Annotated in this window: 17 protein-coding genes; 6 read left to right on the top strand and 11 right to left on the bottom strand. The window is 38.3% G+C overall.

Going from position 1 to position 16,985, the window contains the following annotated elements; genetic code table 11:
• The first annotated feature begins 173 nt into the window (after nt 1-173).
• The 5 genes from QCQ61_RS00390 (at nt 174) to QCQ61_RS00410 (ending at nt 2,485) form a co-directional block, all read left to right on the top strand.
• Complete coding sequence (locus tag QCQ61_RS00390; RefSeq protein ID WP_279448733.1) at nt 174-413, top strand: hypothetical protein; 240 nt, start codon at nt 174-176, stop codon at nt 411-413.
• Nucleotides 413-856 carry a DinB family protein gene (locus tag QCQ61_RS00395; protein WP_279448734.1) on the top strand — a complete coding sequence of 148 codons (444 nt, stop codon included), beginning with the start codon at nt 413-415 and terminating at the stop codon, nt 854-856. The genes QCQ61_RS00390 and QCQ61_RS00395 overlap by 1 nt, the downstream gene beginning before the upstream one ends.
• Before the next feature lie 66 nt (nt 857-922).
• Entirely contained in the window at nt 923-1,441 is a 519-nt protein-coding gene (locus tag QCQ61_RS00400; RefSeq protein WP_279448735.1) for an OmpH/Skp family outer membrane protein, read from the top strand.
• A 107-nt stretch (nt 1,442-1,548) separates the two neighbouring features.
• On the top strand, nt 1,549-2,079 hold the full coding sequence (locus tag QCQ61_RS00405; protein ID WP_279448736.1) for a hypothetical protein: 531 nt from the start codon (nt 1,549-1,551) through the stop codon (nt 2,077-2,079).
• Nucleotides 2,069-2,485 carry a hypothetical protein gene (locus tag QCQ61_RS00410; protein ID WP_279448737.1) on the top strand — a complete coding sequence of 139 codons (417 nt, stop codon included), beginning with the start codon at nt 2,069-2,071 and terminating at the stop codon, nt 2,483-2,485. The genes QCQ61_RS00405 and QCQ61_RS00410 overlap by 11 nt, the downstream gene beginning before the upstream one ends.
• 69 nt (nt 2,486-2,554) lie before the next feature.
• Here the strand turns inward: QCQ61_RS00410 and guaB are convergent, their stop codons facing one another.
• The 10 genes from guaB to QCQ61_RS00460 form a co-directional block, all read right to left on the bottom strand.
• Nucleotides 2,555-4,027, bottom strand: coding sequence for an IMP dehydrogenase (guaB, locus tag QCQ61_RS00415; RefSeq protein WP_279448738.1), 1,473 nt, complete (start codon nt 4,025-4,027; stop codon nt 2,555-2,557).
• A gap of 132 nt (nt 4,028-4,159) precedes the next feature.
• Nucleotides 4,160-6,592: a TonB-dependent receptor domain-containing protein gene (locus QCQ61_RS00420; RefSeq protein WP_279448739.1), complete on the bottom strand. Its 2,433-nt coding sequence runs from the start codon at nt 6,590-6,592 to the stop codon at nt 4,160-4,162.
• A 9-nt stretch (nt 6,593-6,601) separates the two neighbouring features.
• Nucleotides 6,602-7,966 (bottom strand): HTTM domain-containing protein, encoded by a 1,365-nt coding sequence (locus tag QCQ61_RS00425; RefSeq protein ID WP_279448740.1) that lies wholly within the window; start codon nt 7,964-7,966, stop codon nt 6,602-6,604.
• Nucleotides 7,966-9,090: an imelysin family protein gene (locus QCQ61_RS00430; protein ID WP_347814822.1), complete on the bottom strand. Its 1,125-nt coding sequence runs from the start codon at nt 9,088-9,090 to the stop codon at nt 7,966-7,968. Before QCQ61_RS00430 ends, QCQ61_RS00425 begins: the two co-directional genes overlap by 1 nt.
• Before the next feature lie 65 nt (nt 9,091-9,155).
• On the bottom strand, nt 9,156-10,376 hold the full coding sequence (locus QCQ61_RS00435; protein WP_279448741.1) for a DUF4856 domain-containing protein: 1,221 nt from the start codon (nt 10,374-10,376) through the stop codon (nt 9,156-9,158).
• 113 nt (nt 10,377-10,489) lie between these two features.
• Nucleotides 10,490-10,969 (bottom strand): heme-binding domain-containing protein, encoded by a 480-nt coding sequence (locus tag QCQ61_RS00440; protein WP_279448742.1) that lies wholly within the window; start codon nt 10,967-10,969, stop codon nt 10,490-10,492.
• A 3-nt stretch (nt 10,970-10,972) separates the two neighbouring features.
• On the bottom strand, nt 10,973-12,520 hold the full coding sequence (locus QCQ61_RS00445) for a bifunctional metallophosphatase/5'-nucleotidase (protein ID WP_279448743.1): 1,548 nt from the start codon (nt 12,518-12,520) through the stop codon (nt 10,973-10,975).
• A gap of 2 nt (nt 12,521-12,522) precedes the next feature.
• Entirely contained in the window at nt 12,523-13,386 is an 864-nt protein-coding gene (locus QCQ61_RS00450; protein WP_279448744.1) for a hydroxymethylglutaryl-CoA lyase, read from the bottom strand.
• A 62-nt stretch (nt 13,387-13,448) separates the two neighbouring features.
• The gene (locus QCQ61_RS00455; RefSeq protein WP_279448745.1) at nt 13,449-14,063 is read right to left on the bottom strand and encodes a LysE family translocator; all 615 of its coding nucleotides are present in this window, start codon (nt 14,061-14,063) and stop codon (nt 13,449-13,451) included.
• A 122-nt stretch (nt 14,064-14,185) separates the two neighbouring features.
• The gene (locus QCQ61_RS00460) at nt 14,186-15,250 is read right to left on the bottom strand and encodes a quinone-dependent dihydroorotate dehydrogenase (RefSeq protein WP_279448746.1); all 1,065 of its coding nucleotides are present in this window, start codon (nt 15,248-15,250) and stop codon (nt 14,186-14,188) included.
• Nucleotides 15,251-15,335: 85 nt separating this feature from the next.
• Here QCQ61_RS00460 and pepT point away from each other — a divergent pair, with 85 nt between their 5' ends.
• Nucleotides 15,336-16,598 carry a peptidase T gene (gene pepT, locus QCQ61_RS00465; protein ID WP_279448747.1) on the top strand — a complete coding sequence of 421 codons (1,263 nt, stop codon included), beginning with the start codon at nt 15,336-15,338 and terminating at the stop codon, nt 16,596-16,598.
• Nucleotides 16,599-16,679: 81 nt separating this feature from the next.
• Here pepT and yajC read toward each other — a convergent pair whose 3' ends face one another.
• On the bottom strand, nt 16,680-16,970 hold the full coding sequence (yajC, locus tag QCQ61_RS00470; protein ID WP_279448748.1) for a preprotein translocase subunit YajC: 291 nt from the start codon (nt 16,968-16,970) through the stop codon (nt 16,680-16,682).
• Nucleotides 16,971-16,985: the final 15 nt, after the last annotated feature.

Below are 16,985 nucleotides of genomic sequence, written 5' to 3' on the forward strand. Positions count from 1 at the left end.
AATAGCAAAAAGCTACGGTAACACACATCAGAAAGGCTAACGAATTTAATATAATTATAGTGTTTTGCAGTTTTAATAAATATGTTGAAAACCCGTAACTTGCACTAGTTTTTAAAATGAAGGAATTCTTTGAATTTACTGAGACTTAATTATTGATAAAAAATGCTACTTAAATGACTGAAAGAGTAAAACTTATATGGGATTTTCGAGGTCCAAATGCAAAGCATATTGCCGAACATCACGCCAAGCATCTCAATGAATTTATAGAAACAAAAAATCTGCAACACAGTTTTACCGGACACGAAGAAATTTCGCCTATGTTTTCTATCGCTTTTATGGTGGTTGAAAAATCGCTAATGCAAAGTCTGCGCGAAACCTTAAAACCCACACGTGGCCAACTTTACGATGAGTGATGAAAACTTTCTTTAAAGATAAATTTGAATATACCCATCATTGCAATCAGCAATTAATTAAACTGTTGCTTAAAAACCCGACGGTTTATCAAAACAAGATAAGCGCCCTAACCAGCCATATCCTCAACGCCCATCATATTTGGAACCACAGAATATTTGGGGTTGCACCGGCCCTTTCAGTTTGGCAAAATCTGGAAATAAATCACTTGAAAAAAATTGATGCCGAAAACGCAACACACAGCTTACAGCTACTTAAGCAAAAAGAATTAAGCAACACAATTAATTATACCAATAGCAAAGGGCAAGAATATACCAATACTGTTAGCAACCTACTGTTTCATATTATAAACCACAGCACGTATCACCGAGGACAACTAATGAGTTTTTTAAAACTTGAAAATGTGGAACCTATTGTTACAGACTATATTTTTTACAAACGATAAATTCTTGGCCTTACATTTGCAATATTTATAGTAATATTGTGCTCTAAAATTTAAAAACCCATTACAATGAAATTTCTTAAAATCGCTATATTCTTTATTAGCATCTCCACATTCGCCCAAAGTAAAGTAGGCGCGGTAGATGTAGAGTATATTCTATCTAAAATGCCAGAATTGGAAAATGTAAAAACCCAATTAGAAACTTATGGCAAACAATTAGATATTGATCTCAATAAAAAAATTGACGAATACAAAGTTTTGGCCGAAGGCTATAAAGCCGGTGAAGCTACTTTTACGCCAACCCAGAAAAAAGAAAAACAAACCGAACTGATGACTTTGGAAGCCGATATCCAAAAATTTCAACAAAATGGCGCCAAACTGTTGGAAATAAAGCGTCAAGAGAGCCTTAAACCGCTTTATAGAAAAATAGGTGTAGCTTTGGAAAAAGTGGCGAAAGCACAAGGTTATACTCAGGTAATGCAAACAACGCAAGACGTGGTTTTTCTAGATCCAAATTACGATCTTACCATGCCCATTTTGGCCGAATTGGGCATTAGTGTTACAGCCGATGATGAAGAAGGAAAATAAACATTTTCTGTTTTAAGATACAAACGTGAGGTACTTCAACCTCACGTTTTTTTATGCCAGAACTTTTAAAAAAAGGTATATTTGGAAAATCCCAATGAACCGAATTGATGAATCTTATTAAGAATTTTGCCGAAAACGAAGGCGGAAGCTATGAAGAAGAAAGCGTTAAAAATGTGTTTTCGCAAATTGGCCGACTGATTTACCAGCCCAAAAAAGCATTGTTTAAAATTGGCAATTCTCAATTCAGTATAAATCTGGATGAAGTGGGCGGCGCCATTCCTACGGCAGAACCTTTTAGGATAACACTTCACTTAGATAAAAATTTCCAAAATACCCTGGAAATTTATCCTTCAAGTTTTGTGGAAAAAATTCTTCAAAAAATGTTATCAGCTAAAAAAAAATTACGCAACAACTATACCTTTATCGGCAACGCCAGTATAATTGAACAATTAATAAAAAACAAGCTATTGCTCACACGGCTTCAAAAAAACCGTGTTTATATAAGAATTCCAAAAGAAAATACTTCAAAAATAATCTTAACGCCTCCATATGGAATTAAAGACGAAATGCAACTGGCAGATTTTATTGAAATTTTAAAATGTATTGAAACAACTCTTAAAACTAAGTATGGTTCTTGAGATTATTGAAAGAATTAAAAAAAATGCATCGGGAGAAAGTGAAGATTGCATCAACATAAACGGAGTTGCATTTCAGCTACACTGCAAATGGCGTAAACGGGTTTTTATTTCTATTTCACCGAAACAGCCAACGCTTATTGAAACCACCGTTTCTACCATAAAAAAAGCGCCCTTAATGAGTATTATTGTACGCACTCCACAATACAGAATTCAGGGAGCACGAACTAAGACTACCGAAAATTTATTGGCCAATAAATTTACGCCCGCGCTGCTACACTATCCTTTTTCCGAATTACGTTGTATTAATAAAAATATAGCATTTACCGCCACTCTTAAAAAAAAGCACATTATTCAATTAGAAAAAATGGTATTATATTTTGAAGCTTTGTTGCGCACGGTAAAATAATTAGTTCCAAAACCAAAAAGCGTCTAGGAAGTACCCGACGCTTTTGTTTTATACTTTACTAATATATAATTATCTGCTGTAATTTGGGGACTCGCTGGTAATGGTAACATCGTGCGGATGGCTCTCATTAATTCCTGAAGCGGTAATTTTTACAAATTGTCCCGATTGTTTTAAAGTTTCAATATCTTTTGAACCACAGTAGCCCATACCTGCTCTAAGTCCGCCAATAAACTGTGTCATGCTCTCAAACAATTCACCTTTATAAGGTACGCGACCCACGATTCCTTCCGGCACCAGCTTTTTAATATCGTCTTCCACATCCTGAAAATAACGATCTTTAGAACCTTCGCGCATAGCTTCTACAGAACCCATTCCGCGATACGATTTATATTTTCTTCCTTCGTAAATAATAGTTACTCCGGGCGATTCTTTAGTACCTGCCAATAACGAACCTAACATAACACAATCTGCACCTGCAGCAATTGCTTTTGGAATGTCGCCAGTATAACGAATTCCACCATCGGCAATCACGGGCACACCGCTATCTTTTAACGCTGCAGCAACTTCCAGCACCGCTGAAAATTGTGGAAAACCAACTCCGGCAACTACTCGCGTTGTACAAATAGAACCTGGTCCGATGCCTACTTTAACCGCATCTGCGCCGGCATCTACTAGATATTTTGCCGCTTCGGCTGTTGCAATGTTTCCAACAATTACATCTAAATCCGGGAATTTCTGTTTTACTTTTTTCAACACCTCAACCACGCCCTTTGTATGTCCGTGTGCGGTATCGATAATTACGGCATCAATCTGTGCGTTTACCAATGCCTCGGCTCTTTCAACAGCATCGGCAGTAACGCCGAGCGCAGCGGCAACGCGAAGTCTTCCGTATTGGTCTTTATTTGCATTGGGTTTTTGGGTTAGTTTGGTAATATCCCTAAACGTAATTAGCCCCAATAATTTGCCATCGTCGCTAACAACGGGCAGTTTTTCAATTTTATTTTTTTGAAGAATTATCTCCGCCTCTTTTAAAGAAGTACCCTGAGCCACCGTTACTAGATTCTCGGTAGTCATTACTTCGCTCAGCGGGCGCTTTAAATCTTTTTCAAAACGCAAATCGCGATTGGTTACAATGCCAATTAAACTTCCGTTTTTGTCGGTAATTGGTATTCCGCCAATGCTGTATTCGCGCATTGTGTTTTGGGCATCGCCTACCGTATTTTCTTTGTGAAGCGTAATTGGATCTATAATCATTCCACTTTCAGCACGCTTTACTTTGCGCACTTCGGCAGCTTGCTCCTCAATACTCATATTTTTATGAATTACCCCAATACCACCCTCACGTGCAATGGCAATAGCCATGGCGCTTTCGGTAACGGTATCCATAGCTGCGGAAACAATTGGAACGTTTAATGAAATATTACGAGAAAACTTTGTGGCGATAGAAACTTCGCGAGGTAAAACTTCAGAATAGGCAGGCACTAAAAGTACATCGTCGTACGTAAGGCCTTCTCCTAGAATTTTGTTGTTGTGTGCGGTCATTGCAATTAAATTAATATCCGAGGCTTAACGGTAGAAGTAACAGGATCGGAATGTGATTATGGCTTAATTGCGTGCAAATGTACGGTAATTAATTCAGAATTATGAACTATGAATTATGAATTATGGATTGTTTTACAATCGCACCTGCACCGTAGCATACCAAGTACGCGGTTGGCTGGGAAGAATTCCAGGGCCTGGATAGCCAGTAGCCCTTCGTGTAAAATAGCTATTATCCAACACATTGTTGATTCCACTTTCCAACTTAAACCGGCCAAAGGTGTAAGAAAGTGAAAGGTCTAGAATATCATAAGCCGGGATTTCGCCAACAATACCGCTCTGGCTTTCAAAATCACGCCCGCTGTTGGTGGCATCGGTAAATTGCTTGCTCAAATATGTATATTGCAAACTTCCCAAAAAGTTTTTATAGCCGAAACCAAGACCCGTTTTTAGATTGATTGCAGGAATAAATTCCACTTTTTTGCCTTCCACATTATTTTCTTCGGATGAAGTGTACTCGCTATCGGTTAATGCCAGATTCACGAAATAATTCATCCTGAAATTTCGGTTTGTTGAAAAGGTTTCCATAATATTCCAATCTATAAAACTTTCCAGACCATAGGTAACCGCATCGCCAATATTACCACGGAAGCGCTCCTCTTGAATATCGCTCACTTCGCGAACAATAACCCCTAACCTATCCTGATAACTTAGAAAAAATCCACCGATATCATACGAAAGGTATTTGCCAACCCTGCCGCGTGCGCCTAAATCAAAAGTGTAACCTTGTTCATCGGTAATATTTGGATCCACTACCAAAGAAGGATTTGTAATCCGAATGTCATTAAAAGTTACCGATCGGTAATTCTGGCTAAGGTTTCCGTACACCTCTAAGGATTTCACGGGTTTGTAGCTCAACCCCACTCCCAAAAGCACAAAAGCACGATCAAACATGCGGTTATCTGCAATATCCTCGTTTAAAATTGGATTGCCAGCAATGTCGAAATTTATTTTTTTGTACTCCCCTTTACTCTGTGTTTTTATATATTCAAATCGGAAACCGGGCGTAACCGAAAACTTTGGAGTAAGGTTGAAGATATTTTCTCCAAAAGCAGCAAAATTCAGGTTCGGGAATTCAAAATCGCTTTGGCGGGGATAATTCGGAAATGCTTCCGAAGCAAAATCAAAATTTGCGTCACTACCATTGGTTCCCGGGCCTTGGCGTTCGCTATTGTTGGATTGGTAATATTTTCCGCCGAACAGCACCACATGCTCCTTTCCAAATAAATTATAGTGCGTTAAAAGTCTAGCCTCGGCACCCCAATTATTGAAATTTCCAGAAATCAATTCTCGCGGCGCATCCAAATTATCCTGCTGCGAAACCCTGTTTTCACGGAAACCCACAGATTTTCTAAACGCATCCAGCGCAAAAAGATTAATGCTTACATCTGTTTTTTCAGAAAAACTGTGGTCCAAGCGCAACGAATACAACTTCCAATCTACCTTAAACCAATTCCGTGTCCGGTTGCTAAATGTTGGATCCTCCTCAAACTGACTATCCGTAAGTCCTCCCGGCTGCTGTGCCAAATAGTTTAAATAGCTCATTTCAAAAGCGAGCTTTGTGTTTTCAGAAAAATTATATTCCAAATGGGCGTAGGCGTTGTGCGAATCAAACTCAGAATTTGGCCTAAAATCGTCGCCTGTTTTAAAGTTGTAATATGCGTAATAGCCAAACTTCCCCACTGTGCCGCCCAGGCTGTTAAAACTGTTGAAAAGGTTATACGAACCTAAGGATTGTCGGGAAACCCATTCTATTTTTTTCTTCGAATTGGGTTGGTGCAATTTAAAATTTATCAATCCGCCAAACTGCGTTCCGTACTGAAGGGATGCCGCGCCCCGCACTACTTCAATCTCACTAATAGCATCTGCCGGTGGCGTATAATAACTTTCGGGATAGCCCAAAACATCTGCCGAAATATCGTACCCGTTTTGGCGTGTATTAAAGTTTGCGGTTCGGTTTGGGTTTAAACCGCGTCCGCCAATGTTCAACTGTAAACCGCCGTCGTTGTTTTCATAAATATTAAGCCCCACAACCTGCGCATAAATCTGGCGCGCGTTGTTTGTTGCCGTATTAAGGGTAAGGTTTTCTACCATAACCACTTCGCTCTTTTTCCCTGCGTAAATGGCAGTGCCTTCTACCTGTTTTAGATTTCGCAAAGCAAAAATTTCCTCTTTACGTTTTGTGATCAGTACTTCGGAAAGCTGCTCGCCCAGCAATTCCAATTCAAAGGTAATTGCAGTATTTTCCGAAATGGTTAGTTGGTTTTTTAGAACTTCATATTCCAAATTGAAAACCGCAAATTCATAAGTTCCCGTGGGAATATCAAGAAATTCAAAATTTCCTTCGGCATCACTTACTTTAGACCTTCCGAGGTCGAGAATATACACTTCGGCATAGGCTATAGGCGTTTTGGTTTCCTTTGAAATCACTTTTCCGGAAACAGAAAATTGTGCAAATGCCGAAATATTTGCAAATACGAATAATAAAAATAAGGCGTTTTTCAACATTGTATTATATTAAAATCCTTTAATGGTATCGTTAAATGGCAAAATCCAATCTTTTCTTCGGAAGGATTCGCGTTGTTTCATCAAATCTGTATTTGGGTTTACGTAGGGCTGGCTCAACCTGCCGTTAAGTGCTACGTAACTTTCTGCATACACCGCTACATTTTGGTGACCTTGGGCTTTAAAATGATTTCCCAAAAAATGTGCGTATTGCAATATAAAATCCGGTTGGGTGCTCATTTGCTTCTCCTGAAATGGCGACAGAAAATCTGTATTATCTACTAAAAATTGCTCTCCCGTTTCAGTATTTTTTATTTTGAATTGTGCATATCCAGCTTTCTCCATTAACATAACCCGCCACGAAAAACGATAGCCTTCTTCCGTCCAAAAAAGTTCGTTGGGATACGCCAAATAGCGCCACGGAAACAATAGCTGAATCACGAAAAACACAGCTAAAATTGGCAGGGCAATATTTCTTTTAAAACGGTATTTCTTTGTTTGGGACAATGCTACCATTTTAGAATAATCAATTCGCAATAATTTTGAAATAAAACGAATTATTTTTTGATGAAAACCCGCGTCAAAAAAGATAAGCGTACTAACAATCATTATATAGGGGAACATTCCGATAGGAAATAAAACCCGCGTCATTACGTGAAAAATTACGACCAAGGCAAAAGCAAACCAACGCGTAGGCCGATAAAGCAATAAAAAGGGAATAGCTAAATCATACAAGGCACCACTCCAACTGAAAGCGTAATGCACCCATTGCTGCTGCATCAAGTCTCCCAAAAAAGGAAGGTCGTATTTGGAGGGAAGCCAAATTTTCAGCGGCATAGCGTTAAAGAGCCAATCGCTATTCAGTTTTGCCAAACCTGCATAAAAATACACGGTACCCAACATAAGCTTAATACTGTCCACCGTCCATTTTGGAACAAGCTGAAAGGCTTTTTCGGGATTTCTGTAGGCATCTACCGAAAAGTATGCATTTGCGGGAAGAAAAATCATTAAAAACGCAACGCAGCTAATAAAATAATAATGGTTGAGATAAGTGGTTTTATCCATCAACTCAATATAGGTGAAGCTTAAAAAGAAAACGATTATTGCAATTCGGTATTTATATCCCAAAGCCACAAACAGCGCTGCAACTCCACAGATTAAAAATAAAAGATATGTGTAATCGCCAATTGGCTTTATCCATTCAAAACCATAATAACTGAAGAAAAATTTGGGTTGGATATAAAGTTTTTCAATCCAACCATTCATCCAAAAACGAACAATGGACAAAGCCATCATAAATCCGAAAAGAACACGAAAGACCGCGAGAGGTGCGGCCTGTGTGTGTTTTCTAAAATATGTTTGAAAGGCTGTAAACATTAGTCGCCGTCGGCATCAACGTAATCTATATTTACGTCCAAAGCCTGTATCATATCAACTTTTAGCAATACTACCAAACGCTGCAATTCGTCGTAAGTCTCGAGCATTTTTGAGTTATCGGTCTCAATCTGCTGCACAAAGTTGGCATTAAGCTCGTTCGCTTTATTTTTTGCAACTGTGAATTGATTGTTTATTAAAGCACTTAGATTTTCACCATTTTTAATAGTATTCAAATAATCTAAATATGTTTTAAAACTCTGTCCAGGGGTGGCTCCGTTAAAACTTTTCCCGTTGAAGAAATTTACACTGGCATCAATAGCTTCCAGCAAAAGTTCTTTTGAAATATCCTTTTTGTAAAAAGCTTCTACGTTTTGTGGCAAAGTGCCGTTTGAAAATATTCCTGCGGGAATACCCACTTTACCTGCCCGAAGCGCTTTTTCAAAATAAAAAATATAGTCATTCGTGAGCTTATCTACCGCCCCGGAAGCCGATGAACTTGTATTTGTCACAAAGGTATCGCGATAGCCACCTGTCCAGCTAGCAAGCACCTCGCTGCTTAAACTTTTTATGGTTTGCGAAAGGGTTGAAAGGTAGTTTTTGTACCCTTCAGCATTGGAATTTGTAGTGTAAAAAGTTACAATTTCGGCATCATTTTCGGCTAGACCGTTCAGCATATAATCCAAAGCCGGAAAACCTTGTTTGTCTATAGTAGAAGGCAAGTTGAAATCATAAGTACCGCTGGCGATGAAATCTTCAATCTGTGCCACTTTTGTAGGGTACACGTTTAAACGATTTCTAAAACGGATATCCTCTGCTTTACCAATTTCAAACATAGAAACATGTTGAAACGACACATAAGCATCTTTCCAGGCCGCACGCAACGATTGCAGATTTTCTACTGTGGGTGCTGCGTTAAAGGCAGCGGTGGCAGCTTCCATTTCAGCTACTTTTGAGTTAAAGCTTGTATATGCCGGAATGATGATATTATCGGCCCAATTGGCGAGCATAGCGCCCCGATCAAAATTATCGTTAGTTTCTGCAGGGCCGTCATTATCGCTGGAACAAGCTGAAATTGCCACAGCTATAATTGCCAAAAGGATTCCTAGTTTTAAAAATTTCATCATAAAATATTTTAATTAAAAACACAATCGGCCAGAATAACTGACCGATTGTTTATAAAATTACTAAATTACATACTACCGGCCTCCGCAACGGTGAAGTCGAACTTCTCCGCCATAGCTTCCGATACCGCATCCAAGGTTTCTGGAGTTATGTCCCAGAAGCCGTTATTGGATGATTCAGTTAACAAATCTAATAAGGTGTCAACCTCGGTTCTCGTAAAAAGTGGGGTACTATTATCAGAACTTCTGGTGAAACGGAGACTGTAAACAAAACCGTACGCTTCTGAAAGTGCGTGAAAAGCACCTTCGCGATTGCCATCTACTATTTTGTTTTTGCCAGCTTGTAAATAATAAATACCACGCACGGCGATTACTTCGGAAACTTTCTCTCGAATAATTGCTACCTGCTCGTCACGCACCTCGTAATTTTTAGCTACAATTGCCGCACGACCTAATTTAAAGGCATCAAATATTTCTGCCGCGATGGTATTAAAATCTGGATCATCATTTACTCGACCAACATATTCATTTAAGAACTTATCGTCTTCACCGATGGTTAAATTTGGATTTTCAGGATTTGCAGATGCTCCATACAGATATCCATAAGCCTCATCCCACTTGTGCTCCATGGTAGTGTAGGTTTTGCCTTCTTCGGTAATATTATTGTCGTTTTTTTCGCGATTATCTCCTTCATCGAGAACAGCGGTACTTAGATAGTTGTTCAACATTTGGTCTGTCATCAAGGCACCTAAAAGGCTTTTTGCAAATGCTTGATTATACTCTAAGCCTTTGCCATTTACGTAACGTGTTTTAGTGCCATCGGCAATCTGACCGGCAACGCCTGGCGAAGCTACCGTCATTCTGTTTGGAAATACCTCGTTGAATTGTGCAGAAATGTACGAGTCAAAAGTAGCTTTAATAGCAGCACTTTCAGAAGTATTTGTAAAGAAATAATCGTAGGAAGCTGCAGTTTTGCTTCTAAGATTTTTATCGGATGCGTTAAGATCTGCGTCGCTAAAATCGTTGTTTCCCGCCTGGTGATTGAACATTGCAAGCACTGAGGCTTCCGTACTATTATCAAAATCGGTAAATGCACTCGATGTTTCTCCTGCCATTAATATTCTGGTTGTCTGTCCGTTAAAACTAACTGTGGACTCGGCACCTCGCATAAAAGTGTAGGTAGCGGGAGCCTCAACTGTATTTTGTACGATAGGCTGATCGTCATCGGATGAGCAAGATGCGAAAAGAAGTACTGATAAAACTGATATTGAAAGAATTAAATTCTTCATTTAAGTTATTATTTAGACTGAATTAAAATAGATTGGTTTTTCAGCCGCAAAAATAATAGTGAAAAATAAACCTCACAAGTTTATTTAGAACAAATTTAAATAAACTTTAAAAATTATTGGTTTGAGGAAACCTCCAATTGTTGCTTATATTGAAGTCTTGCTACCCCTGCCCATTGCAGCAATAGTTTTTTTTCCGCTTCGGAAATATCGCCGTGTAGGATAGTGTACGATTCCAAGGGCATTTCACCCTCTTCAACCATTTCAACGAGTTCTTCTAGTTTGTGCTCTTTCTTTTTAAGGGTATAATCGTTCCAAGCCGAAACATTGAAATGTTTTTTTCCGTGCTCAATATGATCGTCGAGCCAAAATGACATTGGAGCAATTTCGGCATACCACGGATATACCGTTTGATCACTATGGCAATCGTAGCAGTTTTCTTTTAAAATAGCAGCTACTTTTGCCGAAGGTTTTGTTTCTGTTTCAAATAGTGTAACATTTTCATATCCGCCACTATTTTTTTCAGGACGAATAAATTGAATTGCCACCAGTGCAATGAGCGCTACTATTAATACAATTTTTATAACTCTTTTCATTTCTTAGTTTTTTTGCGACTTTAAATAATATATAATTGCTTTTCGGATATCGGCCGGTGTTTCAGAATCTTTTGGGTAATAAATTTTTACAATGCCTTTATTCTCGGGAGTTAAAAAAGGTATGTCCAATCCTTTCAGCAAAAAGTCGCTAAAAGCTACGGTATATGTTTTTGAATCGACAATAGTTTCAATGCCATCGCCAATTTGCCAAGCACCTTTATTATTTCTTGAAAAATTATAGCGCTGTAAATACGCTCCTTCACCACTCTGTAATTCGCCATAATCTAATATTTCCTTTAATAGCTTTCCTTTTAAAGCTACTTTTAACACACTTCCACCAAAGGGAAGCACTCTAAAAATATCTATACTTGTAATATCGCCTTCCAGTTTATCGTCAATTCTAATAGAGCCACCATTTACTAAAGCGCCTGCCACTTCATTATTATATGAATACGCCATTGAACGCGCAATTAACTCACCCAAATTGGTTTGTTTGCTTCGGCTGGGGGTGTCTGTGCCATCTAATGGAATTGTGGCGGTGTAAATAACTTCTTCTGGATTTTCAACTACTTCCTTTAGTTTTTCATCTACAATTTCAGTCCATTTGTCCACCACAGCTTTTACTTTTGGCGAAGACGCTATCTTATCGGTTACCATTACCAATTCAGAATCTAGCTGGAGGTATTTATTTTTTAAATTATATGTAAATGTATGTACATACAAGCTTTTAGCATTGGCATCTGCTTTGCTAATTATTGTATTGCCAACTTTTTCCAACATGTTAAAATGTTCGTGTCCGCCCATTATTAACGGTACTGATCCTACTCTTTTTGCAATTTCAATATCTTCATCAATCGCTACATGGGTGAGCCCTACAACAAAGTCTGACTCCTGCAAGGCCAAATTATATGCTCTTTCAGCTTCGTTATAAATATCGCCGTAAAAAACATAATCTTTGGGGTTTGATGGTAATGTTACCCCAAAAACTCCAAACTTTAAACTATTACCGGCTGCATTATTCGCTTTAAAAATTGAATAATCTGTTGCTGGAACTGTAGTGTTGTTTTGTTTGCTTTTAAAAAATTTGTTTCCACCTTCAGAAACTTGGCGCACGTTTGCCGACGTCCATTCAAAAGTTGATTCGTTTAATCTTTTTTGCAAATCGTCTTCGTCCAAATCAAATTCGTGGTTGCCAAATGTTACCAAATCTATCTCCATCGCATTAAGCACTTCCACCATCTGTTTGCCATTTACACGTTCGCCATCTACTTTTAGTGTTCCTATTAAAGAAGGGTTTAAAAAATCGCCTGCTAAAAACATATAGGTATTTGGAAATTTTTCTTTGATTGAATCCCGAATATGTGCTACTCGTGCCAAACCTCCGTATTCGCCACCGCTTAAGGGTGCAATTTCATAAACATCGTTAATTTGAACAAATTTTAGCGTAACTGTCTCATCACCTTTATTTTGCTCATTAACCGTAGGTTTCACTGAGGAGCAGCCTACCGCGAAATATCCCAGAAGAATTGCAAAAAATATTGTTTTATTCATAATCAATGGTATTTAGTAAAAATTTTTGTTGCTTCGTTATGTGCACTTTCAAAAGACATAGGATTAATATTGCTCGAAATCTTTTCAGCCGTAAAATAACTCAGCATTTTTTCGGTGGGCATATTTCCCGTTAACTCATCTTTTGCCATCGGGCAACCACCAAAACCTTGAATAGCACCATCAAACCTTCTGCAACCGGATTTATAGGCAGCATCCACCTTTTCGTACCAAGCCGTTGGCGTGGTGTGCAAATGCGCGCCAAACTCTATGTGGGGATATTTGGGTATTAAATTACTAAATAAATATGAAATAATCTCGGGAGTGGATGAACCCACGGTATCGCTTAACGAAAGTATTTTTACCCCCATGCCTGAAAGCTTTTCCGTCCACTCGCCTACTATGTCAACATTCCAAGGATCGCCGTAGGGGTTTCCGAAGCCCATAGATAAATAGGCAACCACTTCCTTGTTATTTTTATGGGCGAGATTTAATATATTTTGAAGTATTACTAAAGACTCCGCAATAGTTTTATGCGTATTGCGCATTTGAAAATTTTCTGAAATGGAAAAAGGATATCCCAAATAATCAATTTCAGGGTGTTTTACCGCATCTTCGGCACCGCGAAGATTGGCTATAATTGCAAGCAGTTTACTTTTGGTCGTTGATAGATCTAGTTTTGAAAGTACTTCGGCAGTGTCTTGCATTTGCGGAATTGCCTTCGGGGAAACAAAACTTCCGAAGTCTATTGTATCAAAGCCACAGCGCAAAAGCGACTGTATATATTTCACTTTTTGATCGGTGGGAATCCAATCTCTAATGCCTTGCATGGCATCGCGCGGACATTCTATAATTTTTACGTGCTGCATTGGTTCAAAGATAGCAATTCCTACGCAGGCAGGAATCTTTCAATTTTAAAAAATTAATAGGTTTATGGAATTAATATAAAAACAGCAATACCTACAAATACCAGTATTTGCAGCCACTTTAAAACTACCCCCATATTTTTTGAGTCCCTAAGCAAGCTTGAAATTCTACCGGCAGCAAGGGCAATTGTGCTAAAAGTTAAAAAGGAAACTACCATAAAAGTAATTCCCAAAATATAAAATTGAATGACCGTATTTTCGGTTTCATTCCACAGAAAACCAGGGAAAAAGGCCAAAAAGAATATCATCACTTTTGGGTTAACCAAATTCATTATCACCCCTGTTTTAAAAAGTTGGACGTATGATTTTTTAGGAGCATTTTCTGCCAATGAAATATTCACATCGCTTTTGTAAACTTTATAGGCCAAGTAAACCAAGTAGCAAGCTCCCAAAACTTTTATAGCGTAAAACATGTTGTCGGAAGCAGTTATAATTGCAGAAATACCAAAAGCCAAAAGTGTAGTGTGTACAATGCAACCACTTATTAAACCAGCAGTTGTAGCAATACCGCTTTTGGTTCCATTTACCAAGGATTGCGTAAGCACATAAATATTATCTGGCCCTGGGGAAATGGCTAGCGCTAAAGTGGCGATTGAAAAAGAAATTAGCGTTTCGAGCATAAAATAAGACGTAAGACCGCTGCGCTAAAAGACGTAAGATTTAAGACTCGCAGTTCATTGAATTCGGGATATATATTTAATGTCATTTTATTATTATAAAAATTGTCCTACGTCTTAAGTCTTCAAGTCCTATGTCTTTTCAATATCGCTTTGTTAATTTGCTTTATCAATCCCGGTCCTTCATAAATAAAACCTGTATAAAGCTGCACCAAGCTGGCGCCGGCTTCGAGTTTTTCCAAAGCATCAGCAGCAGAATGAATGCCCCCAACCCCAATTATCGGGAAACTTTTATTGCTTTTTTCAGAAAGAAAACGGATTACCTCAGTTGCTCTCTTCGTTAGAGGTTTGCCACTTAGGCCGCCCATTTCTTCTCTGTTTCCTGAAGAAATCCCTTCGCGCGAAATAGTTGTATTGGTTGCGATTACACCGTCAATTTTGGTTACGGCAACAATTTCAATAATGTCTAAAAGTTGCTCATCGGTTAAATCTGGCGCAATTTTTAAAAGAATTGGTTTGCGTTTTGCTTTTAAATTATTTCTATCTTGAAGTGTTTGCAGCAAATCTGTCAATGGTTTCTTTTCCTGCAACGCGCGAAGATTAGGCGTATTGGGCGAACTTACGTTTACAACAAAATAATCTACATAATCAAAAAGTGCTTCAAAGCAAATAAAGTAATCGTTTACAGCTTCCTCGTTGGGAGTGATTTTGTTTTTGCCTATGTTTCCTCCGATCAAAACCCTTCCATGGGGCCTGTCCTGAGTGGAGTTGAAGGGCTCCGAGTGACAGTTCATCTTCAATCTTTCAACCGCTTCATCTACTCCACCATTGTTAAAACCCATCCGATTTATAATTGCGGAATCTTCCTTTAAGCGAAACAATCGTGGCTTTTCATTTCCGGGTTGCGGTCTTGGCGTAACGGTACCTATTTCAATAAAGCCAAAACCAAAATTTGAAAGTTCTTTATATAACTTTGCATCTTTATCAAAACCCGCTGCGAGACCTACGGGATTTGGAAATTTTAACCCAAAAACTTCGCGCTCCAACTTCGGATTTTCTACCTTATACATACTTCGGAAAAGACTTCCGAAGCCAATTTTATTAAAAAATCGAATTAAGGTAAATGTAAAATGATGAATATTTTCAGGATCGAATCGAAAAAATATAGGACGAATAATACTTTTGTACATAGTTGAAAAAATGTGCTACAAAAATACACAAACAATGTATTTGTTATTTTGAATATGCGTTATTTTGCAGAGTAAATATAAAGTTATGATTAAAAAACAACATATTATTGACCGCTTTACCGGGTATGTAAAAATTGATACTGAAAGCGATCCAAACAGCAACTCCACACCTAGCACCAAAAAGCAATGGAACCTTGCCAATACCCTGGCCGACGAATTAAAAGCCATTGGGATGGAAGACGTTACTATAGACGAAAACGCCTATATTATGGCAACTTTGCCTTCTAACGTTTCGCATCCGGTTCCTGTTATTGGTTTTGTTTCGCATTTTGATACTTCGCCAGATTTTACCGGCGCCAATGTAAATCCGCAAATAGTTGAAAATTATAATGGAAAGGATATTGTTCTCAACAAGGAGCAAAATATTATTCTTTCGCCAGATTATTTTGAAGATTTGTTGCTTTACAAAGGGCAAACCCTAATCACAACAGACGGCACCACCCTTTTGGGAGCAGATGATAAAGCGGGTATTACCGAAATAGTTTCGGCTATGGAGTACCTTATAAACAATCCCGAAATAAAGCATGGAAAAATACGTGTTGGCTTTACTCCCGACGAAGAAATTGGCCGCGGAGCACATAAATTTGACGTGAAAAAATTTGGGGCAGATTGGGCTTATACCATGGACGGTAGCCAAGTAGGCGAGCTTGAGTACGAAAATTTTAATGCTGCTGGGGCCGTAGTTACCATAAAAGGAAAAATTGTTCATCCGGGATACGCAAAAGGCAAAATGGTGAACAGCATGTATATTGCCACAGACTATATAAATTCGTTACCTAGACTTGAAACCCCAGAACACACCGAGGGTCGCGAAGGTTTTTTTCACCTTCACAATATTAACGGGACGGTAGATGAAACCAAATTGCAATACATTATTCGCGATCACGATAAAAAGCATTTTGAAGCCAGAAAACAAATGGTTCAGCAATTAGCAGACGAGCTAAATGAACAATTTGAAATGGAGGTTATTTCTGTTGAAATTAAGGATCAATATTTTAATATGCGCGAAAAGATTGAACCTGTAATGCACATTGTAAAAATTGCCAAACTGGCGATGGAACAAGCAAATATAAAACCGCTCATTAAGCCAATACGCGGCGGTACGGATGGGTCGCAATTAAGTTTTATGGGGCTTCCGTGCCCAAATATATTTGCAGGCGGGCACAATTTTCACGGAAGGTTTGAATATGTGCCGGTTGAAAGTATGATAAAAGCGGTAGAGGTAATTGTAAATATTGCACAAATTACCGCCCAGGATCTTTCAAAATTTAAAAACGAAGAGGAGTAAATTTTAAGATTTCCAATAATAAAAAAAGCACCAAATTTCAAGTTGAAGTTTGGTGCTTTTCTTTTGGAATTTTAGTTTTACCTATTTCTTTTCCTTCACTGGTGCGTTTAGTTTTGCCGTTCTTTCCATAGAAATGGCAGAACGTTCAAACTTCATTTTTCCGGCTCCACTTTCAATAATGCAAGTGCCGTCGTCATAAAGTTCAAGTACTTTACCGTGCAAACCACCCGTGGTAATAACTTTATCGCCTTTTTTAAGTTGAGCGACAAACTGTTTTTCCTGTTTGGCCTTTTTCATTTGTGGGCGTATCAAAAAAAGATACATTACCAAAAACAATAGGATTATAGGTAAAAAATTTTGTATTTCTGCCATAGCAATTATTTATTC

The organism is Aequorivita marisscotiae (assembly GCF_029814825.1).
GTDB lineage: Bacteria > Bacteroidota > Bacteroidia > Flavobacteriales > Flavobacteriaceae > Aequorivita > Aequorivita marisscotiae.